Below are 17302 nucleotides of genomic sequence, written 5' to 3'. Positions count from 1 at the left end.
ATGTCTATAATATCAATTATTCTAGTAATTCTTGTTGCATTTCTAGCCGGTATCGAAGGAATCTTAGACGAATTCCAATTCCACCAACCATTAGTGGCATGTACATTGATCGGTTTAGCAACAGGTAACTTAACAGCATGTATTATTCTTGGCGGAACACTTCAAATGATCGCTCTTGGTTGGGCAAACATTGGAGCAGCCGTAGCACCAGATGCTGCATTAGCATCAGTTGCATCAGCAATTATTTTAGTATTAGGTGGACAAGGCGTTGAAGGCGTTCCAGCAGCAATCGCTGTTGCAGTTCCACTTGCAGTAGCAGGACTTTTCTTAACAATGGTTGTTCGTACTTTAGCTGTTCCTATTGTTCACTTGATGGACAGTGCAGCTGAAGAAGGAAACTTCAAAAGAATTGAAATGTTGCACATTGGTGCAGTAGCTATGCAAGGGGTTCGTATTGCAATTCCAGCAGCAGCTCTTTTATTCATACCAGCATCATCAGTACAAGCATTCTTAGAATCTATGCCAGCTTGGTTAACAGATGGTATGGCTATCGGTGGTGGAATGGTCGTTGCGGTTGGTTATGCACTAGTTATCAACATGATGGCAACAAAAGAAGTATGGCCGTTCTTCATTATCGGATTTGTAGTAGCAGCAATTTCTCAATTAACTCTTATTGCTCTTGGTGCATTAGGTGTAGCTATCGCTCTAATTTACTTGAACCTTTCTAAAATGGGTGGTTCTTCAAATGGTGGCGGAAGCAACTCGGGTGACCCACTTGGCGATATATTAAACGACTATTAATCCTGAAGGAGGAGAAGAGACATGGCAGAAAAAATTACTTTATCTAAAAAAGATCGTTTAGCCGTAGCATGGCGTTCTACGTTTATCCAAGGTTCTTGGAACTATGAACGTATGCAAAATGGTGGTTGGGCTTACTCAATGATTCCAGCAATTAAAAAATTATACACTACTAAAGAGGACCGTGCAGCAGCATTAAAACGTCATTTAGAATTCTTTAATACTCACCCATACATTGCTTCACCAATTCTTGGAGTTACTTTAGCTCTTGAAGAAGAGCGCGCAAATGGAGCTCCAGTTGATGATGTAGCCATTCAAGGGGTTAAAGTTGGTATGATGGGTCCTTTGGCCGGTGTTGGTGACCCTGTGTTCTGGTTTACTGTACGTCCGATGTTAGGTGCTCTAGGAGCATCATTGGCAATGGGTGGAAGTATTCTTGGACCAATCATCTTCTTTGTAGCTTGGAACCTTATTCGTTGGGGATTCATGTGGTATACACAAGAATTTGGTTATAAAGCCGGTTCTAAAATCACTGAAGATCTTTCAGGTGGATTATTACAAGACATTACTAAAGGTGCATCAATTCTAGGTATGTTCGTATTAGCTGCTTTAGTACAGCGGTGGGTATCGATCAGTTTCCAACCAGTTGTTTCCAGAGTTCAACTAGATGAAGGAGCATACATTAAATGGGATGAACTTCCAATGGGTGGCGAAGGAATTCGTCAAGCCTTTGAACAAGTCAACTCAGGATTGGCACTTTCACCTACAAAAGTAACAACTCTACAAAACAACTTGGATCAATTGATTCCAGGATTAGCTGCATTGGCTTTAACAATGTTCTGTATGTTCTTGCTTAAGAAAAAAGTTAGTCCAATCGTTATTATTCTTGGCTTATTCATAGTCGGTATTGGTGGACATTTAATCGGACTTTTATAATATAAATTGTAAAAAGGCCGTTTGAAACCTGTGGATTACTAACAATTCGCAATAAAAAAAGTGGCTGGGATTCTCTCAGTCACTTTTTTTATTGCTCTAAGTGCAGGTAACAACGTATAATGAATATAACAGGATAAAGAAATGGAGCGGATAGAATGGTTGAATCAATTAATACGAAAGTAGACTTAGTAACAGACGCCACCGCTTTTACAGGATTGACGGATTACGGAAAAATTATGATCGGCGATAATGGATTTGAGTTTTTTAATTCTCGTGATGCGCGTAAATTTGTTCAAATTCCGTGGGAAGAAGTAGAGAATGTTGTTGCTTCAGTTATGTTTAAAGGAAAATGGATTCCACGTTATGCGATAGAAACAAAGAGATCTGGAACATTTACCTTTTCATCTAAGAATCCTAAAAAGGTACTTCGAGCTATACAGGTATATGTAGACCCAAGTCATATGGTTCATTCACTAAGCTTCTTTGATGTTTTGAAACGTGCGTTTAAATCAATGGGTGGTAAAAAGAAAAAGAAATAATAAATTCAAGTTATTTAAAGAATGATACTAAGGTTTAGAACTCAACAGTTCTGGATCTTTTTTTTTTTTTGAAATTTATACCTTAGAAAATAAACTAGCAATTGAATTGAAGGAATAAAATAGAAAAAAACATGAACTGAAAACACTACAATCCATTTGCTGTATAAAGACAAGCAAATTATGATAAAAGAACTGATAAAAATGATAAAATAAAGAAATAAAGAGAGAGTTATTAACTAAGAGTTGAAATTATTTTGTTTGAATAATTGGAGGAATTGAGTAGATGAAATTCAATAGAATGTTTGGAGTGAAAAAAAGAAAGAAGAGTTTGTTGCTAGGACTGACGATAGGATTAAGTATAAGTTTATTTGGTTGTTCGGGAGAAAATGCGAAACAGGAAGAAAGCAGCAGTAAGAGTATTAATAGTTATGATTCAGAAGAACAATTAGCTTCTTCTGAAAAAATAGAAGTAGAGGAAAGCGAGAGTTCTTTTGATAAAGAAATAAAAGAGAGTGGAAATGAAGAAGAAACCTCTGAAGGTAATCAGCCAATAGTTGAAGTTAAAAAATATTCTTTTGAAGAAGCAAGTGCAAAAACATCAGCTTTTCTAGAATGGGCTGCTTCAAGAGCGGAGAAAGGGAATATGGCTGTAACTGATTTGTTTTTTAATCATGGAGCTGCTGGTAAAGGAGATTGGTATGCTGTAACAGAAGATGGAGAAATTCAGGTTCAACAACCATTCCTAGATGAAACATTACCTGGATATGATGCTTTTGATATACATGCTTTGGGAGGGGTAGTATTTTATACTTCACTTTCAGGCATTACGGGCTACGATGGGACCCCAGAAACGCAAGCTACTGCAGTAGGATTTCATGAAATTGCAGATCTTAACTATTCTATGCACAAATATTTATTAGGAGACAATGGAGTAGTTTATGAATTAATTGGAACAGTGGAAGAGATAGGAAGCTTTAGTGCAGGTTATGATGAGTATTCTGATGATGGTTTGACTAAGCCAGGAGCTGAAGCAGTTGAAAAATTTGTTTTTGAAGTTTCAGAAGATAAAGATGCACAAAAAGAATGGGTGCGTATACTGACAGAAGATTAAAAATCCTAAAAAATTTGAGTCAGTTACTAGAAAATGTAAATTTAATTTTCCTTATTGTTCTAAATAGTTGATTATCGGTATTTTTGTATGAATAGAAATTAAACAAACGTTATTATTAGATAACTAAATATTAAGGTAATCCTTTTAGATTAATAAATTAGTTATCTTGAAAGGATTATTTTTTCACAAAAAAAGTTCTAGAGTTAATAGCATTTCTAGGGTCAAAAGAAAAAAGAAGAAATTAATGAAAATTGAAAGTATGGCTAAAAAACGTTATTTAAGATTATTAAATATAGTAACTAAAGAAATATTGAAATTATATTCTTATAACGAAAAGAGTTATTAAACTGGCTGTTTTTTTAGAGAATCGATATATTTTAGTTATATTGAGAGAACTAAAATATATCGGCGTAGGGCTTTTTGTTAGTTTTTTTGACCACATGAATAAACCAAACTATTAATGAAAGATTGACTTATTGGATTATTTGCTTAATATAAAATTGAGGTGAATAATGTTGTTAAAGAAAAAACTGATTGATTATTTAGAAAACCAAACAGCTTTTTTTGATTCAGATAATGTAAGCGATATTTTTACAGCTAAAAAAATGGCTGAAGAATTTGGAATCAAAAGAAATACTGTTAGTCATTACTTAAGTCAACTAAATGAGCAAGAGATCATTGTCAAAATTAATACTCGCCCTGTTTATTTTTTACACAAAGAAGCTTTTGAAAACCAATTTTATTTTTTATCTAAAACTATTTACAGTAGCTTAGAAGAATTAAAAAAAGAAAAACCTTTATTTTACAAAAAAAATGATTTTTTCTCGTTATTGATTGGGAACAGTGCAAGTTTATCCCGCAGTATTGAACAGCTAAAAACAGCTATCTATTATCCCGATAATGGTTTGCCGGTTTTACTGACAGGTGAAAGTGGAACAGGGAAAAGTTATATGGTGAAGATTATTTATCAATTTTGCTTGGCTAATGACTTAATCGAAGAAGATGTTCCTTTGGTTACCTTGAATTGTGCGCAATATGCCAATAACCCAGAGTTATTGACGAGCCAGTTGTTTGGGCACGTTAAAGGTGCGTATACAGGAGCTGATGAAAATCGTAAAGGAGCATTTGAAGAATCGGATGGTGGAATATTATTTTTAGATGAAGTCCATCGTTTGAACGCAGAAGGGCAAGAAAAATTATTTACCTATTTAGATCAAGGAATTATTTATCGGATGGGTGAATCGAATAATCCACGCAAAGTAAAAACACGTTTATTCTTTGCCACAACAGAAGATCTTTCTAGTAGCTTTTTAACGACGTTTATTCGCCGGATTCCGGTACAAATTGAATTGCCTGCTTTAATTTCTCGTACACAAAATGAACGTTTAGAAATGGTTTATGATTTTTTAATTAAAGAGCAGCGAAAAATAAAAAAAACGTTATTAGTCAGTGGTCAAGTATTGCATTTGTTGAAAAACGGGATATATAAAGGCAATATTGGTGAACTAAAAAATGTAATAAAAGTAATTGTAGCAAATGCATTTTCGCTGCAAAGAGAAGAATCAGAAGTAAAAATAGCCATCCACCATTTGTCACCAGATTTTCTATCTCATGCTGTGCTTAATACGAGTGCAGTGGTTGAAGAAAGTGTGCGGATTGACGAAACAACGACAGTGGAAAACTTAATTGTTCAAAAAAATCCTGATCAACAAAGAATCATTCATACTTACGAAAAGTTATTAGTTGAATTCAGCACTCATCGATCAGATTTAACTGTAGCAGAAGAAAGTATGAAGCAAGAAGTGGATAATCTATTTGATTTCTTGATTTTTGAAACAGATAGGGAACAAAAACAAGAATTGCTTTTATTTATGACCCAATATGTACGGGATACGTTAAAGCAGATGGAGGCTTCTTATCAAATTACTTTTAATGGCAACACAGTATATGCCATTAGTTACTATCTTTTCCAATGCAGTAGTGTCCGATGGCAACCGGAAAGTACTGGATTAATTCGTTTAATCAAAGAATTCAAAGAAAAAGTAGCACAGACATATGCTACACAGTTTCAATATATCGAACGGATCCTCATTTTAATTCAACCTAAATTAGATATTGAAGTATCGGATATGGACAAGGTATTGCTTACGCTCTATCTTAATCGACTAGGAGTATCCCGAGAATCTATATCTGCTAAAGCCATTATTGTAGCTCATGGTTACGCTACAGCCAGTAGTATTGCAAATGTTGCCAACAATATGTTAGGGAAAAATATTTTTGAATCGTTTGATATGCCACTGGATACTACGCCGCAAAAAATTGCTGAAGAAATTGTTGACTATTCAGAGAAAAATGACATTAGTAATGGCTTAGTTATTTTAGTTGATATGGGTTCATTAAAAGAAATTTATGAATATTTTCCACAACAATTAACAGCTCCGATTATGATCATGAATAATGTTACAACACCTTTAGCACTTGCTGTTGGAGAAAACATTCAAAAAGAACTGAGTCTTTCTGATGTAGCAGTCCGTTCGGCGAGTTATCTTAAACAGAATTGGAAATTAATCTATCCGCAAGAAAATAAGGCTAAGGCTTTGTTGACGACTTGCTTTACAGGAATCGGAACAGCAAAACAAATCAGTCAATTATTAGAAGAAAGTTTGCCGGCAGCTAGTCACTTAAAAGTTATTCCTTATGATTATGAAACATTGTATAATCATAAAAAGAAAGAAACGGTCTTTTCATTATATGATGTTGTTGGTATTATAGGAACCGCTAATCCCGCAATCGATGACATGCCCTATCTTTCTCTTGAAGAATTAATTTCTGGAAAAGGAACGCAAAATCTTTCTGATTGGCTGAAAAAAGTCATGACTCCGGAAGAAAATGAACAATTTAATAATCGTATGATTCGTAATTTTTCATTAAAAAAAGTCATTGATTCGGTTACCATCCTTGACAGTGATAAAGTCATGTCAGAAGTTGAATTGTTTATGCGCATATTTGAAGAACTAACAGAACAACAGATTGCGAATGAGGGTAAGCTTGCTTTATACATTCATATTAGTTGTTTAATTGAACGGCTAATCCGTAATGAGACAATTGAAAATTATAGTTGGGAAAGGTTTATAAATCAGTGTCAAAAAGAACAGCTAAAAAAAATCAAAGAAGCATTTAGTGTCATAGAGAAAAACTACAGTGTCAAGATACCTGATTCTGAATTAGCTTATATCCATGATATTATTTTCCAAAAACTTGATGTATCAATAACTGAAGAAGAATTTTAATACTCGTAAAGAGCGTGCCACTAAATTTGGCACGCTTTTTGCATATATATAGATATAAGAGAGGTGAATAAAGTGGAAAGAAAATTAATTTTAGCCAGTCATGGAAATTTTGCATCAGGAATTTTAAGTTCATTAGAATTAATTTGTGGTAAAAACGATAAAATCACAACTATTGATACTTATATGACAGCTGATTATAATTTGAGCGAAGAAATAAAAGGACTTATGGACGTAAATAAAGAAAACGAATTGATTGTTGTAACAGATATTTTTGGCGGTAGTATAAACAATGAATTTTTAAACTATATTCATACTCCCAATTTTTATTTAGTTGCAGGAATGAATTTACCGTTACTGATCGAATTAATGACTCAATTGGAATTCGCTGATTCGATTCCGGAAATGGTTAAAAAGGCACTAAATAATTCAACATCGACAATTCAATTTTGTAATGAAACGATTCAAAATGAAACTGAAGAAGAAGAATTTTAAGGGAGGAAAATAACATGCTTAAATTATTACGTGTAGACCATCGCTTATTACATGGACAAGTAGCTTTTTCATGGACACAAAACATAGGGGCAGATTGTATTTTAATTGCTAATGATGATGTTCCACAAAATGATATCCGTAAAACAACGATTAAATTGGCTAAACCCCAAGGCGTAAAGTTGGTTATTAAAAGTATCGAAGACTCTATTAAAGCTTTACAAAGTGGTGTAACAGATAAATATAAGCTGTTTATTGTTGTGGAATCTGTAAAAGATGCTAAGACACTAGCAGAGGCTTATCCAGAAATCCAACAGATCAATTTAGGAGGTATAAAGGTACGCGAAGGTACAAGAAATATTTCTAAAGCAATCAATGTTACATCTGAAGAAGAGGAGTTGATAAAAGAATTAGTCGATAAAGGAATTGAAGTGGAAATTCGTCAAGTACCAGCTGATAAAAAAGTTGCTGCATTAAATGCTTTTTAAAAGAAAGGAAGAAAATAGATGATCATGCAAGCTGTCCTTCTGGGAATTGTGGCTTTTATTGCCCAATCTGAATATGCTTTAGGAACGTCATTATTATCTCGTCCGATTGTGACGGGTTTGTTTACTGGAATTGTATTAGGTGATATTAATACTGGGATTATCATGGGAGCTACTTTAGAGTTAGCATTCATCGGTTCATTTTCAGTGGGTGCTTCAATTCCTCCAGATGTTGTAACAGGTGGTATTTTGGGAACTGCTTTTGCTATTACGGCTGGTGCTGGTACCGAAACAGCTCTATTACTTGGGCTTCCAATTGCTACATTGACGTTGATTTTTAAAAATATTTATTTAGGATTATTGATTCCAATCATGAACAACAAAGCAGATAGTTACGCAAGTGAAGGGAATTATAAAGGTGTTGAACGGATGCATCTAACTGCAGGATTTGGTTTATCTTTAATGCTTGCTTTAGTTGTTGCAATTTCTTTTTCAGTAGGGAGCAACACAATCAAAGGATTATTGGATATGATTCCTGAATTTGTCCAACATGGGTTATCTGTTGCTACTGGTATTATCCCTGCACTAGGGTTTGCTATGTTAGCTCGTCTATTAATTAATAAAACGGTAGCACCGTACTTTTTCTTAGGGTTTATTGTTGCAGCATACTTAGATATTCCGGTTACTGGGATTGCTGTTTTAGGTGCAATCATAGCGGTCATCGTTGTAAATATTATGAACTTTAGAAAAGGACCAACTGACGGGGTTCAGACAACAAATGGGGAGGTTATTGACGATGACGAAGACTTCTAAGTCAAAAGAAGAGAATTTAATAACAAAAAAAGATTTAAATAAAGTATTCTGGCGCTCTTTCCAAATGGAATTCTCTTGGAACTATGAACGTCAAATGAATATGGCGTATGCTTATGCGATGATCCCAATTTTAAAAAAATTATATAAGACTAAAGATGAAATGTCTGGTGCTTTAAAGCGTCACCTAGAATTCTTTAACACAACACCGCATATTGTTACCTTGATTCTTGGAATCAATGCAGCGATGGAAGAAGAAAATACATTAGATGAAAATTTTGATGTAAAAACAATTGATAGTATCAAAACATCTTTAATGGGTCCTTTAGCTGGTATTGGCGATTCATTTTTCTGGGGTACCTTACGTTTAATTGCGACTGGTATTGGAACATCATTGGCTTTACAAGGAAACGTTTTAGGACCTATTTTATTTCTATTGATTTTTAATGTTCCTCACCTTATTTTACGGTATTTATTTACTAATTGGGGTTATAAATTGGGGACGGGGTTCTTAAAGAAAATCCAAAGCAATGGAATGATGGATAGTTTAACTTTAGGGGCTTCAATTATTGGATTAATGGTGGTTGGTGCTATGACAGCAACACTAATTGACATCACTATTCCGCTTTCAATCGGTACTGGAGATGGTGCAGTAACTGTACAAAGTATTTTTGATAATATTATGCCAGGATTATTGCCTTTAGGAGCTTTTGGAATCGTCTTTTATTTATTGAAAAAGGATGTTAAGCCACTAATGATTTTAGGTGGAATGGCCGTTGTAGGTATCTTAGGATCTTGGATTGGCATTTTTTAAGGGGGAATATAATGACAACAATGCTAGATTATATCGCAGAAGAACAAACTAGTTTAACAACTATTCTTGCTGAATTTATTTTTGATAAAAAACAATTGGCAGACGTAAAACATTACTTGATTTTAGCAACGGGGTCTTCTTTCAATGCTTGTTTAGCTGCAAAGTACTATATGGAGAGCACAGCACCTATTTATATCGATATCCAAGAGCCTTTCAATTTCTTACATTATGGCAAAGTGGATCCTAAAGTTGATTTAGTAATTGCTGTCTCTCAAAGTGGTAAAAGTACATCAACGATCCAAGCGGTTGAAAAAATAACAAAAGCACAAAATATTAAAACCATTGCTATGACAAGTGATGTTACTAGCCCCATTACTAAAGTTGTCGACACTGTTTTTGATTTGAATATGGGAATTGAAAAAGTTGGTTTTGTCACAAAAGGGTATACAGCAACAGTCTTAAATCTTATGTTAGTAGCCCTGGCAGCTGCTAAGGAAGCGGATTTCCTAACAGCTGATGAAGTAACGCAGGAGATTAGTGATATTCGTTCAGCAGTTATGAATATTGATAGTGTGATTGCTAAATCTATTGATTTTTTTGAAACACACAAAGAAGCTTTTAAATTAGGACAACGCTTTATCGCAATGGGTTACGGTCCTAACTGGGGTACGGCAAAAGAATTTGAAACTAAATTTACTGAAACAGTGAGGAAACCGGCACAAGGATTTGAACTAGAAACTTATATGCATGGACCTTATCTCGAAGTAGATCAAGACCACACGCTTTTCTACATTGAAACGGACAGCAGCTTAAAGGAACGCTCAATAGCATTAAGAAGTTATATGAGTGAGTATGTTAAAGATTCTTTCACTATCACCACAGACAAGAGCGATGATATAAATACTTTGGCTTTGGGTGTAATAGTTAGTGAAAAAATCAGTCCTTTATTACTAATCATTCCTTTCCAATATCTGGCTTATCAAACTGCAACTGCTCAAGGGATTGATTTAAGCAAAAGGATTTTCGATGATTTTGATGAAGTATTAAAAAGCAAAATATAATAAAAAGGGGAAATAAAAAAATGTTGAAATTCGATGAACCTAAATTAATTGATAGTGTAAATGGAGCTTTAAAATTAAGAAGTGAAGTAGAAAAAATAGTAGATGAAGTCTGGGAAAAAGGTTTTGACAATATCTACTACTTAGGAATAGGCGGAACTTATGCATCAAGCATGCAAGCTGTTACTTACATCAATAGCAAAAGCAACTTACCTGTGTATGTTCAACATGCAGCTGAATATTATACAACAGGCAACAAACGGCTAACGGATAAATCAGTAGTCATCTTATCTTCAGTAACAGGTACAACTCAAGAAGTTGTGAAGGCAACTAAAGAAATCAAAGAACTAGGAGCCACTATAATTTCTTTTGTAGATTTACCAAACACTCCTTTAGCAGATATTGGCGATTACTTAATTACCTATCCGATGAATGAACAATTGAAGTTTTTTATGGCGGCAGATCGATTCATGTATCGTAATGGAGAATTTGACGATTATGAAGACTATTATAAAGAATTAGAAGCACATTTAGCTATTGGATTGATAGAAGCTGAAAAATCAGCTGATGATTTTGGGCGTGAATTTGCTGAAAAACATAGGCACGATGATATGCATTACTTTATTGGTGCAGGTAACCAATGGGGAGGAGTCTATTCCTACGCGATGTGTTATTGGGAAGAGCAAAGCTGGTTGCCTTCAAAATCAATTCATGCAGCAGAATTCTTACATGGAACATTAGAAATCGTGGAAGAAGCAACTCCAGTTACGTTATTCATTGGTGAAGACGAACAGCGTTCTTTATCTGAACGGGTAGCTAAACTATTGCCTCGTATTTGTGCGAATTATACAATAATTGACTCAAAAGATTATGCATTAGAAGGAGTCAGTGAAAAATATCGAGGTCGACTTTCGCATTTAGTGGCACACTGTGTGACTCAACGAATTGATACACATGTTGAAAAACTTAACTGTCATCCGTTAGACATTCGTCGTTACTACCGTCAATTTGATTATTAAGATTTTCCAGAACAATTATGTATTTGCTCATTGCAACCGTAAAGGTGAAAATGAGCATTTTTGCTTACATAGAAAATAGTATACAAGGCTAATACACTTAACAGTTAGTATTAAAAATTCAAATATATTATCTGTGGAAGTAGCTAAAATATTTTGAATTATCAATTTTCAAATGCCAAATTGAAATATTAAAATAAATTATGAATTTACTATAACGATAATAGCTCAGGTGATTTCAGTAGGTAAAAACTTATCGGGGAAAGTAGACAAGATGAAGGAACTGATAAAATAGTATAATTAACAGTGAAAAAGGTGGTATCCCGATAAATACAAAAGATGTATTACTTTTATTAACCGATAAATGGGCGGATTGGGAAGCTTCGTATGCCATTACTGAAGTAAATTCCGTTAAGACCATTGCTTTGGATAAGACCTCAAAGTCTTCTATTGGCGGTTTACGAGCTGAAATTGATGTTTCGATTGAAGAATATTCTGACCTTAGCAATTTAGCTTTAGTTATCTTGCCGGGCGGATTTTCATGGCAAGATAATCGATATGAAGAAATTGCTCAATTTGTTAAGAAGGTTATGGAACAAGAGATTCCGATCGCAGCGATTTGTGGAGCAACAGTTTTTCTTGGTAAACATGGGTTACTTGATCATGTGAAACATACTGGGGACGATTTTTCTTTTTTTGAAAACCAAGAAGGATATCAGGGAGCAACGAACTTTTTAGAGGCACAGGTGGTCCGAGATAAAAATATTATCACAGCTAATGAAACAGCTGCTATTGAATTTGTCTATAAAATTTATCAGGTACTGGAAATTGACGAACCTAAAGAACTTGAAGATTGGTATGATTATTTCAAAAATGGTCTCATAAGGGAGTAGCTTTTGCCCCTTCAATGAGGGAGTTGTTAAATAGCTTAACTTTTTAAAAAGGAGAAAACCTAGACTATATTGTTTAGGTTTTTTTTTGTGTTTTATAAGAGGTGGAATAAATTAAATAATCATTGTATACAATTATCAGAACTTTTACATAAATTACATAAATGCTATTGACATTATAAAACGATTAGATTATTATGATGAAATAGTTAAAACATATAGAGTGTTTTTTAAAAAGAATACTCTAACTATAATCAGGAAAGTGGTTTTCCTATGGTACTAATGCATTCATTATTTCCCCCTACGAGTTTTGGATAATTAGAAAACTATGAGGATTATCATTTTCCATTTATAGATTATACTTCATGTTTAGAGAAAGTATATAAATACTTTATAAACATAAAAAAGAAGAAGAAAGAAGGGGAATAATTAATACTAAATTTAAGATCTTTAATCGTTCTCATTATCTGTATAAAAAATTGTTAGATTCTATTTTGAAAACAGTAGGTTAAACACATAATAATAATCTTTTAAACAAAAAAATATCTAGAAGTTTATTAAAAAGGAGGAGTAAATTTGAAAAAAACGATACTATTATTTCTAGCAACTTCACTTGCATTGGCAGGATGTGCGGGGGCTAATGATGAAAGCAAAGCTAGCACTGATTCAACTACAGTAGTTGAAGGAGGTACCTATAACAACGTTTACTCTACTGATATTGCAACCTTAGATTATATTTTTTCGAGCCGTCAGACCAATAGTATACATTATACAAACTTTGTAGATGGTTTACTTGAAAATGATTCATTAGGAAACTTGATTCCAGCCCTTGCAGAAGACTGGGAAGTTAGTGATGATGGATTAACCTATACTTATAAACTCCGGGAAGGTGCTAAGTGGGTAACGAATTCTGGAACAGAATATGCAGAGGTCACAGCTCACGACTTTGTAACAGGATTAAAACACGCAGCTGATATTAACTCAGAAACACTTTACATAGTGGCTGATAGTGTAGCAGGATTGGCAGATTATGCTAGCGGGAAAACTACTGATTTCAGTACAGTAGGAGTTAAAGCAATTGATGATTACACAGTTGAATATACACTGAACACTCCAGAATCCTATTGGAATTCAAAAACTACTTACGGTATTCTTTATCCCGTTAATGAAGAATTCTTGAATTCTCAAGGTGAGAATTTTGGTTCTGTTTCTCCAGACTCAATTCTTTATAATGGAGCATTTATTTTAACCAATAACACAGCAAAATCGGTTATCGAATATGAAAAGAACGAAATGTATTGGGACAGCGACAATGTACATCTTGATGATGTGAAATATACGTATAATGACGGAAGCGACCCAGATGGTTTATTTGCTTCTTTCCAAGAGGGCAATTTGAGTTTGGCTAGAGTTTATCCTAACTCAGCAGGATATGCAGAAGTTCAAGAAACGTATCCAGAGGGTGTAACTTTCTCTCAAACAGATGGTACGACTTATAATATGTCATTTAACTTGAATCGGGAATCTTACAATGCAACAAGCAAGACGACTGATGAAGAGAAATCTTCCACAAAAGCTGCTATCTTAAATCGTGATTTTAGACTAGCTATTCAATTTGCTTTTGATCGTGCATCTTATAATGCACAAAGTGTGGGAGAAGAAACATCAAGCGAAGCCTTAAGAAATACACTAGTTCCTCCTACGTTTGTAGCGATTGACGGCGAAGATTACGGGGATACTGTTGAAACTGAACTTCAAGCTCTTGATGCTGAAACGTGGGCAGACATTGATTTAGCTGATGGACATGATGAATATTTTGACAAAGATAAAGCGGCTGAGCATTTAGAAAAAGCCAAAGAAGCTTTGGCTGCTGAAAATGTTTCATTCCCGATCCATTTGGATATTCCAATTATGGAAACAAGCGAAATCAGTGTGAATAGTGCAAAATCATTGAAGAACTCAATTGAAAGTACTTTAGGAACAGACAATGTAGTTGTTGATATCCAATTGCTCAATGATGATGCTTACTTAGCTGCAACATACCAAGCAACAACTGGTACAGCTAGTGACTTTGATATCTCTACAGCTTCTGGTTGGGGCCCTGACTATCAAGATCCATCAACTTACTTGAATATTTACAACTCAAGAACTGGAGATATGCTTACAACTCTTGGACTTGATGGTAGTGATCTTGTTGAAGGTGAAGATGTAACTGCTGATGCAAAAGAAGCAGTTAACCTTGATGAGTACGATGCTTTATTAGATGAAGCGAGCAAAATTTTGGACGAAGATGAACGTTATACAGCTTATGCTAAAGCTGAAGCTTGGTTATTGAACAATGCTCTTCAAGTTCCAGTTTATGCTGGTGGTGGTCTGCCGCGTGTAACGACGGTTGTTCCATTTAGCGCTCCATATAGCTGGTCAGGAATTGCTGCTGATAAATTGAAATATATTCAGTTGCAAGAGGATGTTGTAACAACAGACCAATATCAAGAAGCTCTTGATAAATGGAATGATGAACGTAATCAAGACAAATAAAAAAATCTATGAATAAAATGAATAGGAATGCTGAAAAGGATTAGCATAAAAACTAATCCTTTTTTGTTATAGGTCTGGAGGAAAGAAAGTGAAAAAATACATTTTCTATAGAATTATTCGTTCAATCATCAGTATTTTTTTGGTAACGACTATTGGTTATATCATGATTTTTTCTTTAGTACCGAGATATACGATTTTCCAAAGTGATCCTGTGTACAGTCGTTTAAAAGGAAGCCCAGATGAAAGAGTCGATTATGAAAATAGTACATACAAACGTATGGGGTACATTGATTATTATAAAAGCAGTGATATCATTTCGGAAATAGCTAAAGATGATGACGAGTACGCTGCCCTTATGAACGAAGAAAATAGTCAAGTTTTTGAGGAATGGCAAGAAAAAAATAAGAGTAAAGGCTGGAAACTAGGACAAATGCCGATATCCAAAACTTACTATGCTGTAAGGGAAATTCCAATTTTGCAAAGAGTCGGGCGATTTTATTCAAAATTGATTCAAATTGACCATCCATGGGCGGTACAAGATCCAGAAAATCCTGATCTTCCTAGATATCTAAAGTTTGAATACACTGAATCGGCTGGGTTAACATTAACAGGTTCTGGAACGAGATCTAAATATTTGATTTACTTTGATTCTTCTTTCCCTTTTATTCACCAGAACTTTGTCAAATTAAATCTAGGAACTTCATACCCAACATATAGTGGTAGAAGTGTGACCGATGTCATCTCTAGCGGTCAAGGAAAGGTAAAACCAGAAGAAGTAACCTATGAAACTGGATTGACTGAAAAGTCACCAGCAGATCTGCATTCAAGAAAGTACAAAACACCAAGTTCATTGGACCGTTTGGAAACTGAACGCTATAACGATAGTTACGTTAAATCTGAAGACAACTATCAGGATCCGTCAATGATCAAAATCTCTATGATCACTGGCCTGATTTCCGTTGTTATTTCTTATACGATCGGTATTTCATTGGCTGTACTGATGGCACGCCATAAAGGAAAACTCATTGACCGATTTGGAGTAGGGTTGGTTACGATTCTTATCTCCGTACCAAGTTTGGCTTTTATTTATTTCTTCCGATTCATTGGAAGTACGTTCTTCGGCTTGCCAGATTCATTCCCTACACTAGGTGCAGCAAGTATTCAATCATATATTCTTCCAACTGTTATTTTAGGACTGTTATCCATTTCAGGACTGATTATCTGGATCAGAAGATTTATGATTGATCAGGCATCTGCTGATTATGTGAAATTTGCAAAAGCTAAAGGATTATCTGAAAAAGAAATTTCACAGAAACATATCTTTAAAAATGCGATGATTCCAATCGTGAGTGGAATTCCGGGAACCATTATTTTGACCATCCAAGGTGCAACGATCACAGAAACGATTTTTGCAGTTCCAGGTATGGGTAAAATGTTGCCAGATGCGATCATTGCACATAATAATCCTATGGTTATTGGTTTATTATTTGTGTTTACTACTTTATCGATTCTAGCTGTCCTGTTAGGGGATATCATGTTGACCATTATTGACCCTAGAATCAGCTTATTATCGAAAAAAGGAGGCCATTAAGATGGTACAAAATACAAATACAGACAAGTTTCAATTTGTAGCGTTGGATTCTTTAAAGTCTGAAAGAATTGATGCACCAAAATACTCTTATTGGAAATCAGTAGGCAGAAAATTTTTCAGCAGTAAAGTTGCTATTAGCATGCTTATCGTATTGCTTATCATTTTAGGTTTTTCTTTTATTCATCCACTAATCAGCCAGTATGATTTTATGGATGTGGAAGGCATCAATGACTTTTCCAATCGTTACAACTGGCCTTCTAAAGGAAATTGGTTTGGAACGGATTCAAATGGACAATCTTTATTTGATGCTGTTTGGGCAGGGGCAAGGACTTCTATTTCAATCGGCTTACTGGCAACCCTCATTACAACAGTTGTGGGTGTTGTCGTAGGAGCTATCTGGGGAAGTTCAAAAGCGGTAGACCGTGTTATGATCGAGATCTATAACGTGGTTTCTAATGTTCCGACTTTACTGATTGTTATCGTCTTATCGTATGCATTTGGTAGTGGATTTTGGAATTTACTGTTTGCAATGTGTGCGACAAGTTGGATAGGGACAGCTCATTTTATTCGTGTTCAAGTCATGATCATGAGAGACCGTGAATATAATCTAGCATCTAAGTGCTTAGGGACACCTTTGCATCGAATGATTTTAAAAAATATATTGCCGTATCTTATTTCAGTTATTGTAACGGATGTATCACGTGCTTTGCCAAGTTTCATCTCCTATGAAGTATTCTTATCCTTTTTAGGAGTGGGTTTAAGTTCTGATATTCCTTCTCTAGGACGAATCATCTCAAAATATACTGTGAATATGAACAATTTCCCTTATTTATTTTGGATACCAGTTATCGTACTAGCTCTTGTTACCGTTTCGCTTTATATTGTTGGTCAAACATTAGCTGACGCATCCGATCCTAGAACACACATGTGAGGTGTA

General features: G+C 34.7%; 15 protein-coding genes. All 15 read left to right on the top strand.

Features of this window, described 5'->3' with window-relative positions; genetic code table 11:
* The 15 genes from NST49_RS00610 to oppC all read left to right on the top strand — a co-directional run bounded on the left by NST49_RS00610 (window position 1) and on the right by oppC (window position 17296).
* On the top strand, window positions 1-801 hold the full coding sequence (locus NST49_RS00610; protein WP_341046462.1) for a PTS mannose/fructose/sorbose transporter subunit IIC: 801 nt from the start codon (window positions 1-3) through the stop codon (window positions 799-801).
* A gap of 21 nt (window positions 802-822) precedes the next feature.
* Window positions 823-1734: a PTS system mannose/fructose/sorbose family transporter subunit IID gene (locus NST49_RS00605; protein ID WP_341046461.1), complete on the top strand. Its 912-nt coding sequence runs from the start codon at window positions 823-825 to the stop codon at window positions 1732-1734.
* A gap of 155 nt (window positions 1735-1889) precedes the next feature.
* Window positions 1890-2273 carry a DUF956 family protein gene (locus NST49_RS00600; protein ID WP_341046460.1) on the top strand — a complete coding sequence of 128 codons (384 nt, stop codon included), beginning with the start codon at window positions 1890-1892 and terminating at the stop codon, window positions 2271-2273.
* Between the two features lie 283 nt (window positions 2274-2556).
* The gene (locus NST49_RS00595) at window positions 2557-3384 is read left to right on the top strand and encodes a hypothetical protein (RefSeq protein ID WP_341046459.1); all 828 of its coding nucleotides are present in this window, start codon (window positions 2557-2559) and stop codon (window positions 3382-3384) included.
* A gap of 512 nt (window positions 3385-3896) precedes the next feature.
* Window positions 3897-6674, top strand: a complete 2778-nt coding sequence (locus tag NST49_RS00590) for a sigma 54-interacting transcriptional regulator (protein ID WP_341046458.1) — start codon at window positions 3897-3899, stop codon at window positions 6672-6674.
* Window positions 6675-6746: 72 nt separating this feature from the next.
* Window positions 6747-7166, top strand: coding sequence for a PTS sugar transporter subunit IIA (locus tag NST49_RS00585; protein WP_341046457.1), 420 nt, complete (start codon window positions 6747-6749; stop codon window positions 7164-7166).
* 14 nt (window positions 7167-7180) lie between these two features.
* Window positions 7181-7651: a PTS sugar transporter subunit IIB gene (locus tag NST49_RS00580; RefSeq protein WP_341046456.1), complete on the top strand. Its 471-nt coding sequence runs from the start codon at window positions 7181-7183 to the stop codon at window positions 7649-7651.
* A gap of 18 nt (window positions 7652-7669) precedes the next feature.
* On the top strand, window positions 7670-8461 hold the full coding sequence (locus tag NST49_RS00575) for a PTS mannose/fructose/sorbose/N-acetylgalactosamine transporter subunit IIC (protein WP_341046455.1): 792 nt from the start codon (window positions 7670-7672) through the stop codon (window positions 8459-8461).
* A complete protein-coding gene (locus NST49_RS00570) occupies window positions 8445-9272 on the top strand; it encodes a PTS system mannose/fructose/sorbose family transporter subunit IID (RefSeq protein ID WP_341046454.1) in 828 nt (275 codons plus the stop codon). Before NST49_RS00575 ends, NST49_RS00570 begins: the two co-directional genes overlap by 17 nt.
* An 11-nt stretch (window positions 9273-9283) precedes the next feature.
* Window positions 9284-10333 carry an SIS domain-containing protein gene (locus NST49_RS00565; protein ID WP_341046453.1) on the top strand — a complete coding sequence of 350 codons (1050 nt, stop codon included), beginning with the start codon at window positions 9284-9286 and terminating at the stop codon, window positions 10331-10333.
* A gap of 20 nt (window positions 10334-10353) precedes the next feature.
* The gene (locus NST49_RS00560; RefSeq protein WP_341046451.1) at window positions 10354-11349 is read left to right on the top strand and encodes an SIS domain-containing protein; all 996 of its coding nucleotides are present in this window, start codon (window positions 10354-10356) and stop codon (window positions 11347-11349) included.
* Window positions 11350-11642: 293 nt separating this feature from the next.
* Window positions 11643-12239, top strand: a complete 597-nt coding sequence (locus NST49_RS00555) for a DJ-1/PfpI family protein (protein WP_341048636.1) — start codon at window positions 11643-11645, stop codon at window positions 12237-12239.
* Between the two features lie 573 nt (window positions 12240-12812).
* Window positions 12813-14774, top strand: a complete 1962-nt coding sequence (locus tag NST49_RS00550; RefSeq protein ID WP_341046448.1) for a peptide ABC transporter substrate-binding protein — start codon at window positions 12813-12815, stop codon at window positions 14772-14774.
* Window positions 14775-14862: 88 nt separating this feature from the next.
* Window positions 14863-16365 (top strand): ABC transporter permease, encoded by a 1503-nt coding sequence (locus NST49_RS00545; protein ID WP_341046447.1) that lies wholly within the window; start codon window positions 14863-14865, stop codon window positions 16363-16365.
* A 1-nt stretch (window position 16366) separates the two neighbouring features.
* On the top strand, window positions 16367-17296 hold the full coding sequence (gene oppC / locus NST49_RS00540) for an oligopeptide ABC transporter permease OppC (RefSeq protein WP_023177001.1): 930 nt from the start codon (window positions 16367-16369) through the stop codon (window positions 17294-17296).
* Window positions 17297-17302: the final 6 nt, after the last annotated feature.

The organism is Carnobacterium sp. FSL W8-0810 (assembly GCF_038007125.1).
Lineage (GTDB): Bacteria > Bacillota > Bacilli > Lactobacillales > Carnobacteriaceae > Carnobacterium_B > Carnobacterium_B inhibens.
This window is presented reverse-complemented; position numbering and strand designations above follow the sequence as displayed.

Bases quoted from the DNA above. Each gene is read 5' to 3' on its own strand.
- NST49_RS00610 (WP_341046462.1), top strand. From the start codon at position 1: ATGTCTATAATATCAATTATTCTAGTAATTCTTGTTGCATTTCTAGCC.
- NST49_RS00605 (WP_341046461.1), top strand. From the start codon at position 823: ATGGCAGAAAAAATTACTTTATCTAAAAAAGATCGTTTAGCCGTAGCA.
- NST49_RS00600 (WP_341046460.1), top strand. From the start codon at position 1,890: ATGGTTGAATCAATTAATACGAAAGTAGACTTAGTAACAGACGCCACC.
- NST49_RS00595 (WP_341046459.1), top strand. From the start codon at position 2,557: ATGAAATTCAATAGAATGTTTGGAGTGAAAAAAAGAAAGAAGAGTTTG.
- NST49_RS00590 (WP_341046458.1), top strand. From the start codon at position 3,897: ATGTTGTTAAAGAAAAAACTGATTGATTATTTAGAAAACCAAACAGCT.
- NST49_RS00580 (WP_341046456.1), top strand. From the start codon at position 7,181: ATGCTTAAATTATTACGTGTAGACCATCGCTTATTACATGGACAAGTA.
- NST49_RS00575 (WP_341046455.1), top strand. From the start codon at position 7,670: ATGATCATGCAAGCTGTCCTTCTGGGAATTGTGGCTTTTATTGCCCAA.
- NST49_RS00570 (WP_341046454.1), top strand. From the start codon at position 8,445: ATGACGAAGACTTCTAAGTCAAAAGAAGAGAATTTAATAACAAAAAAA.
- NST49_RS00565 (WP_341046453.1), top strand. From the start codon at position 9,284: ATGACAACAATGCTAGATTATATCGCAGAAGAACAAACTAGTTTAACA.
- NST49_RS00560 (WP_341046451.1), top strand. From the start codon at position 10,354: ATGTTGAAATTCGATGAACCTAAATTAATTGATAGTGTAAATGGAGCT.
- oppC (WP_023177001.1), top strand. From the start codon at position 16,367: ATGGTACAAAATACAAATACAGACAAGTTTCAATTTGTAGCGTTGGAT.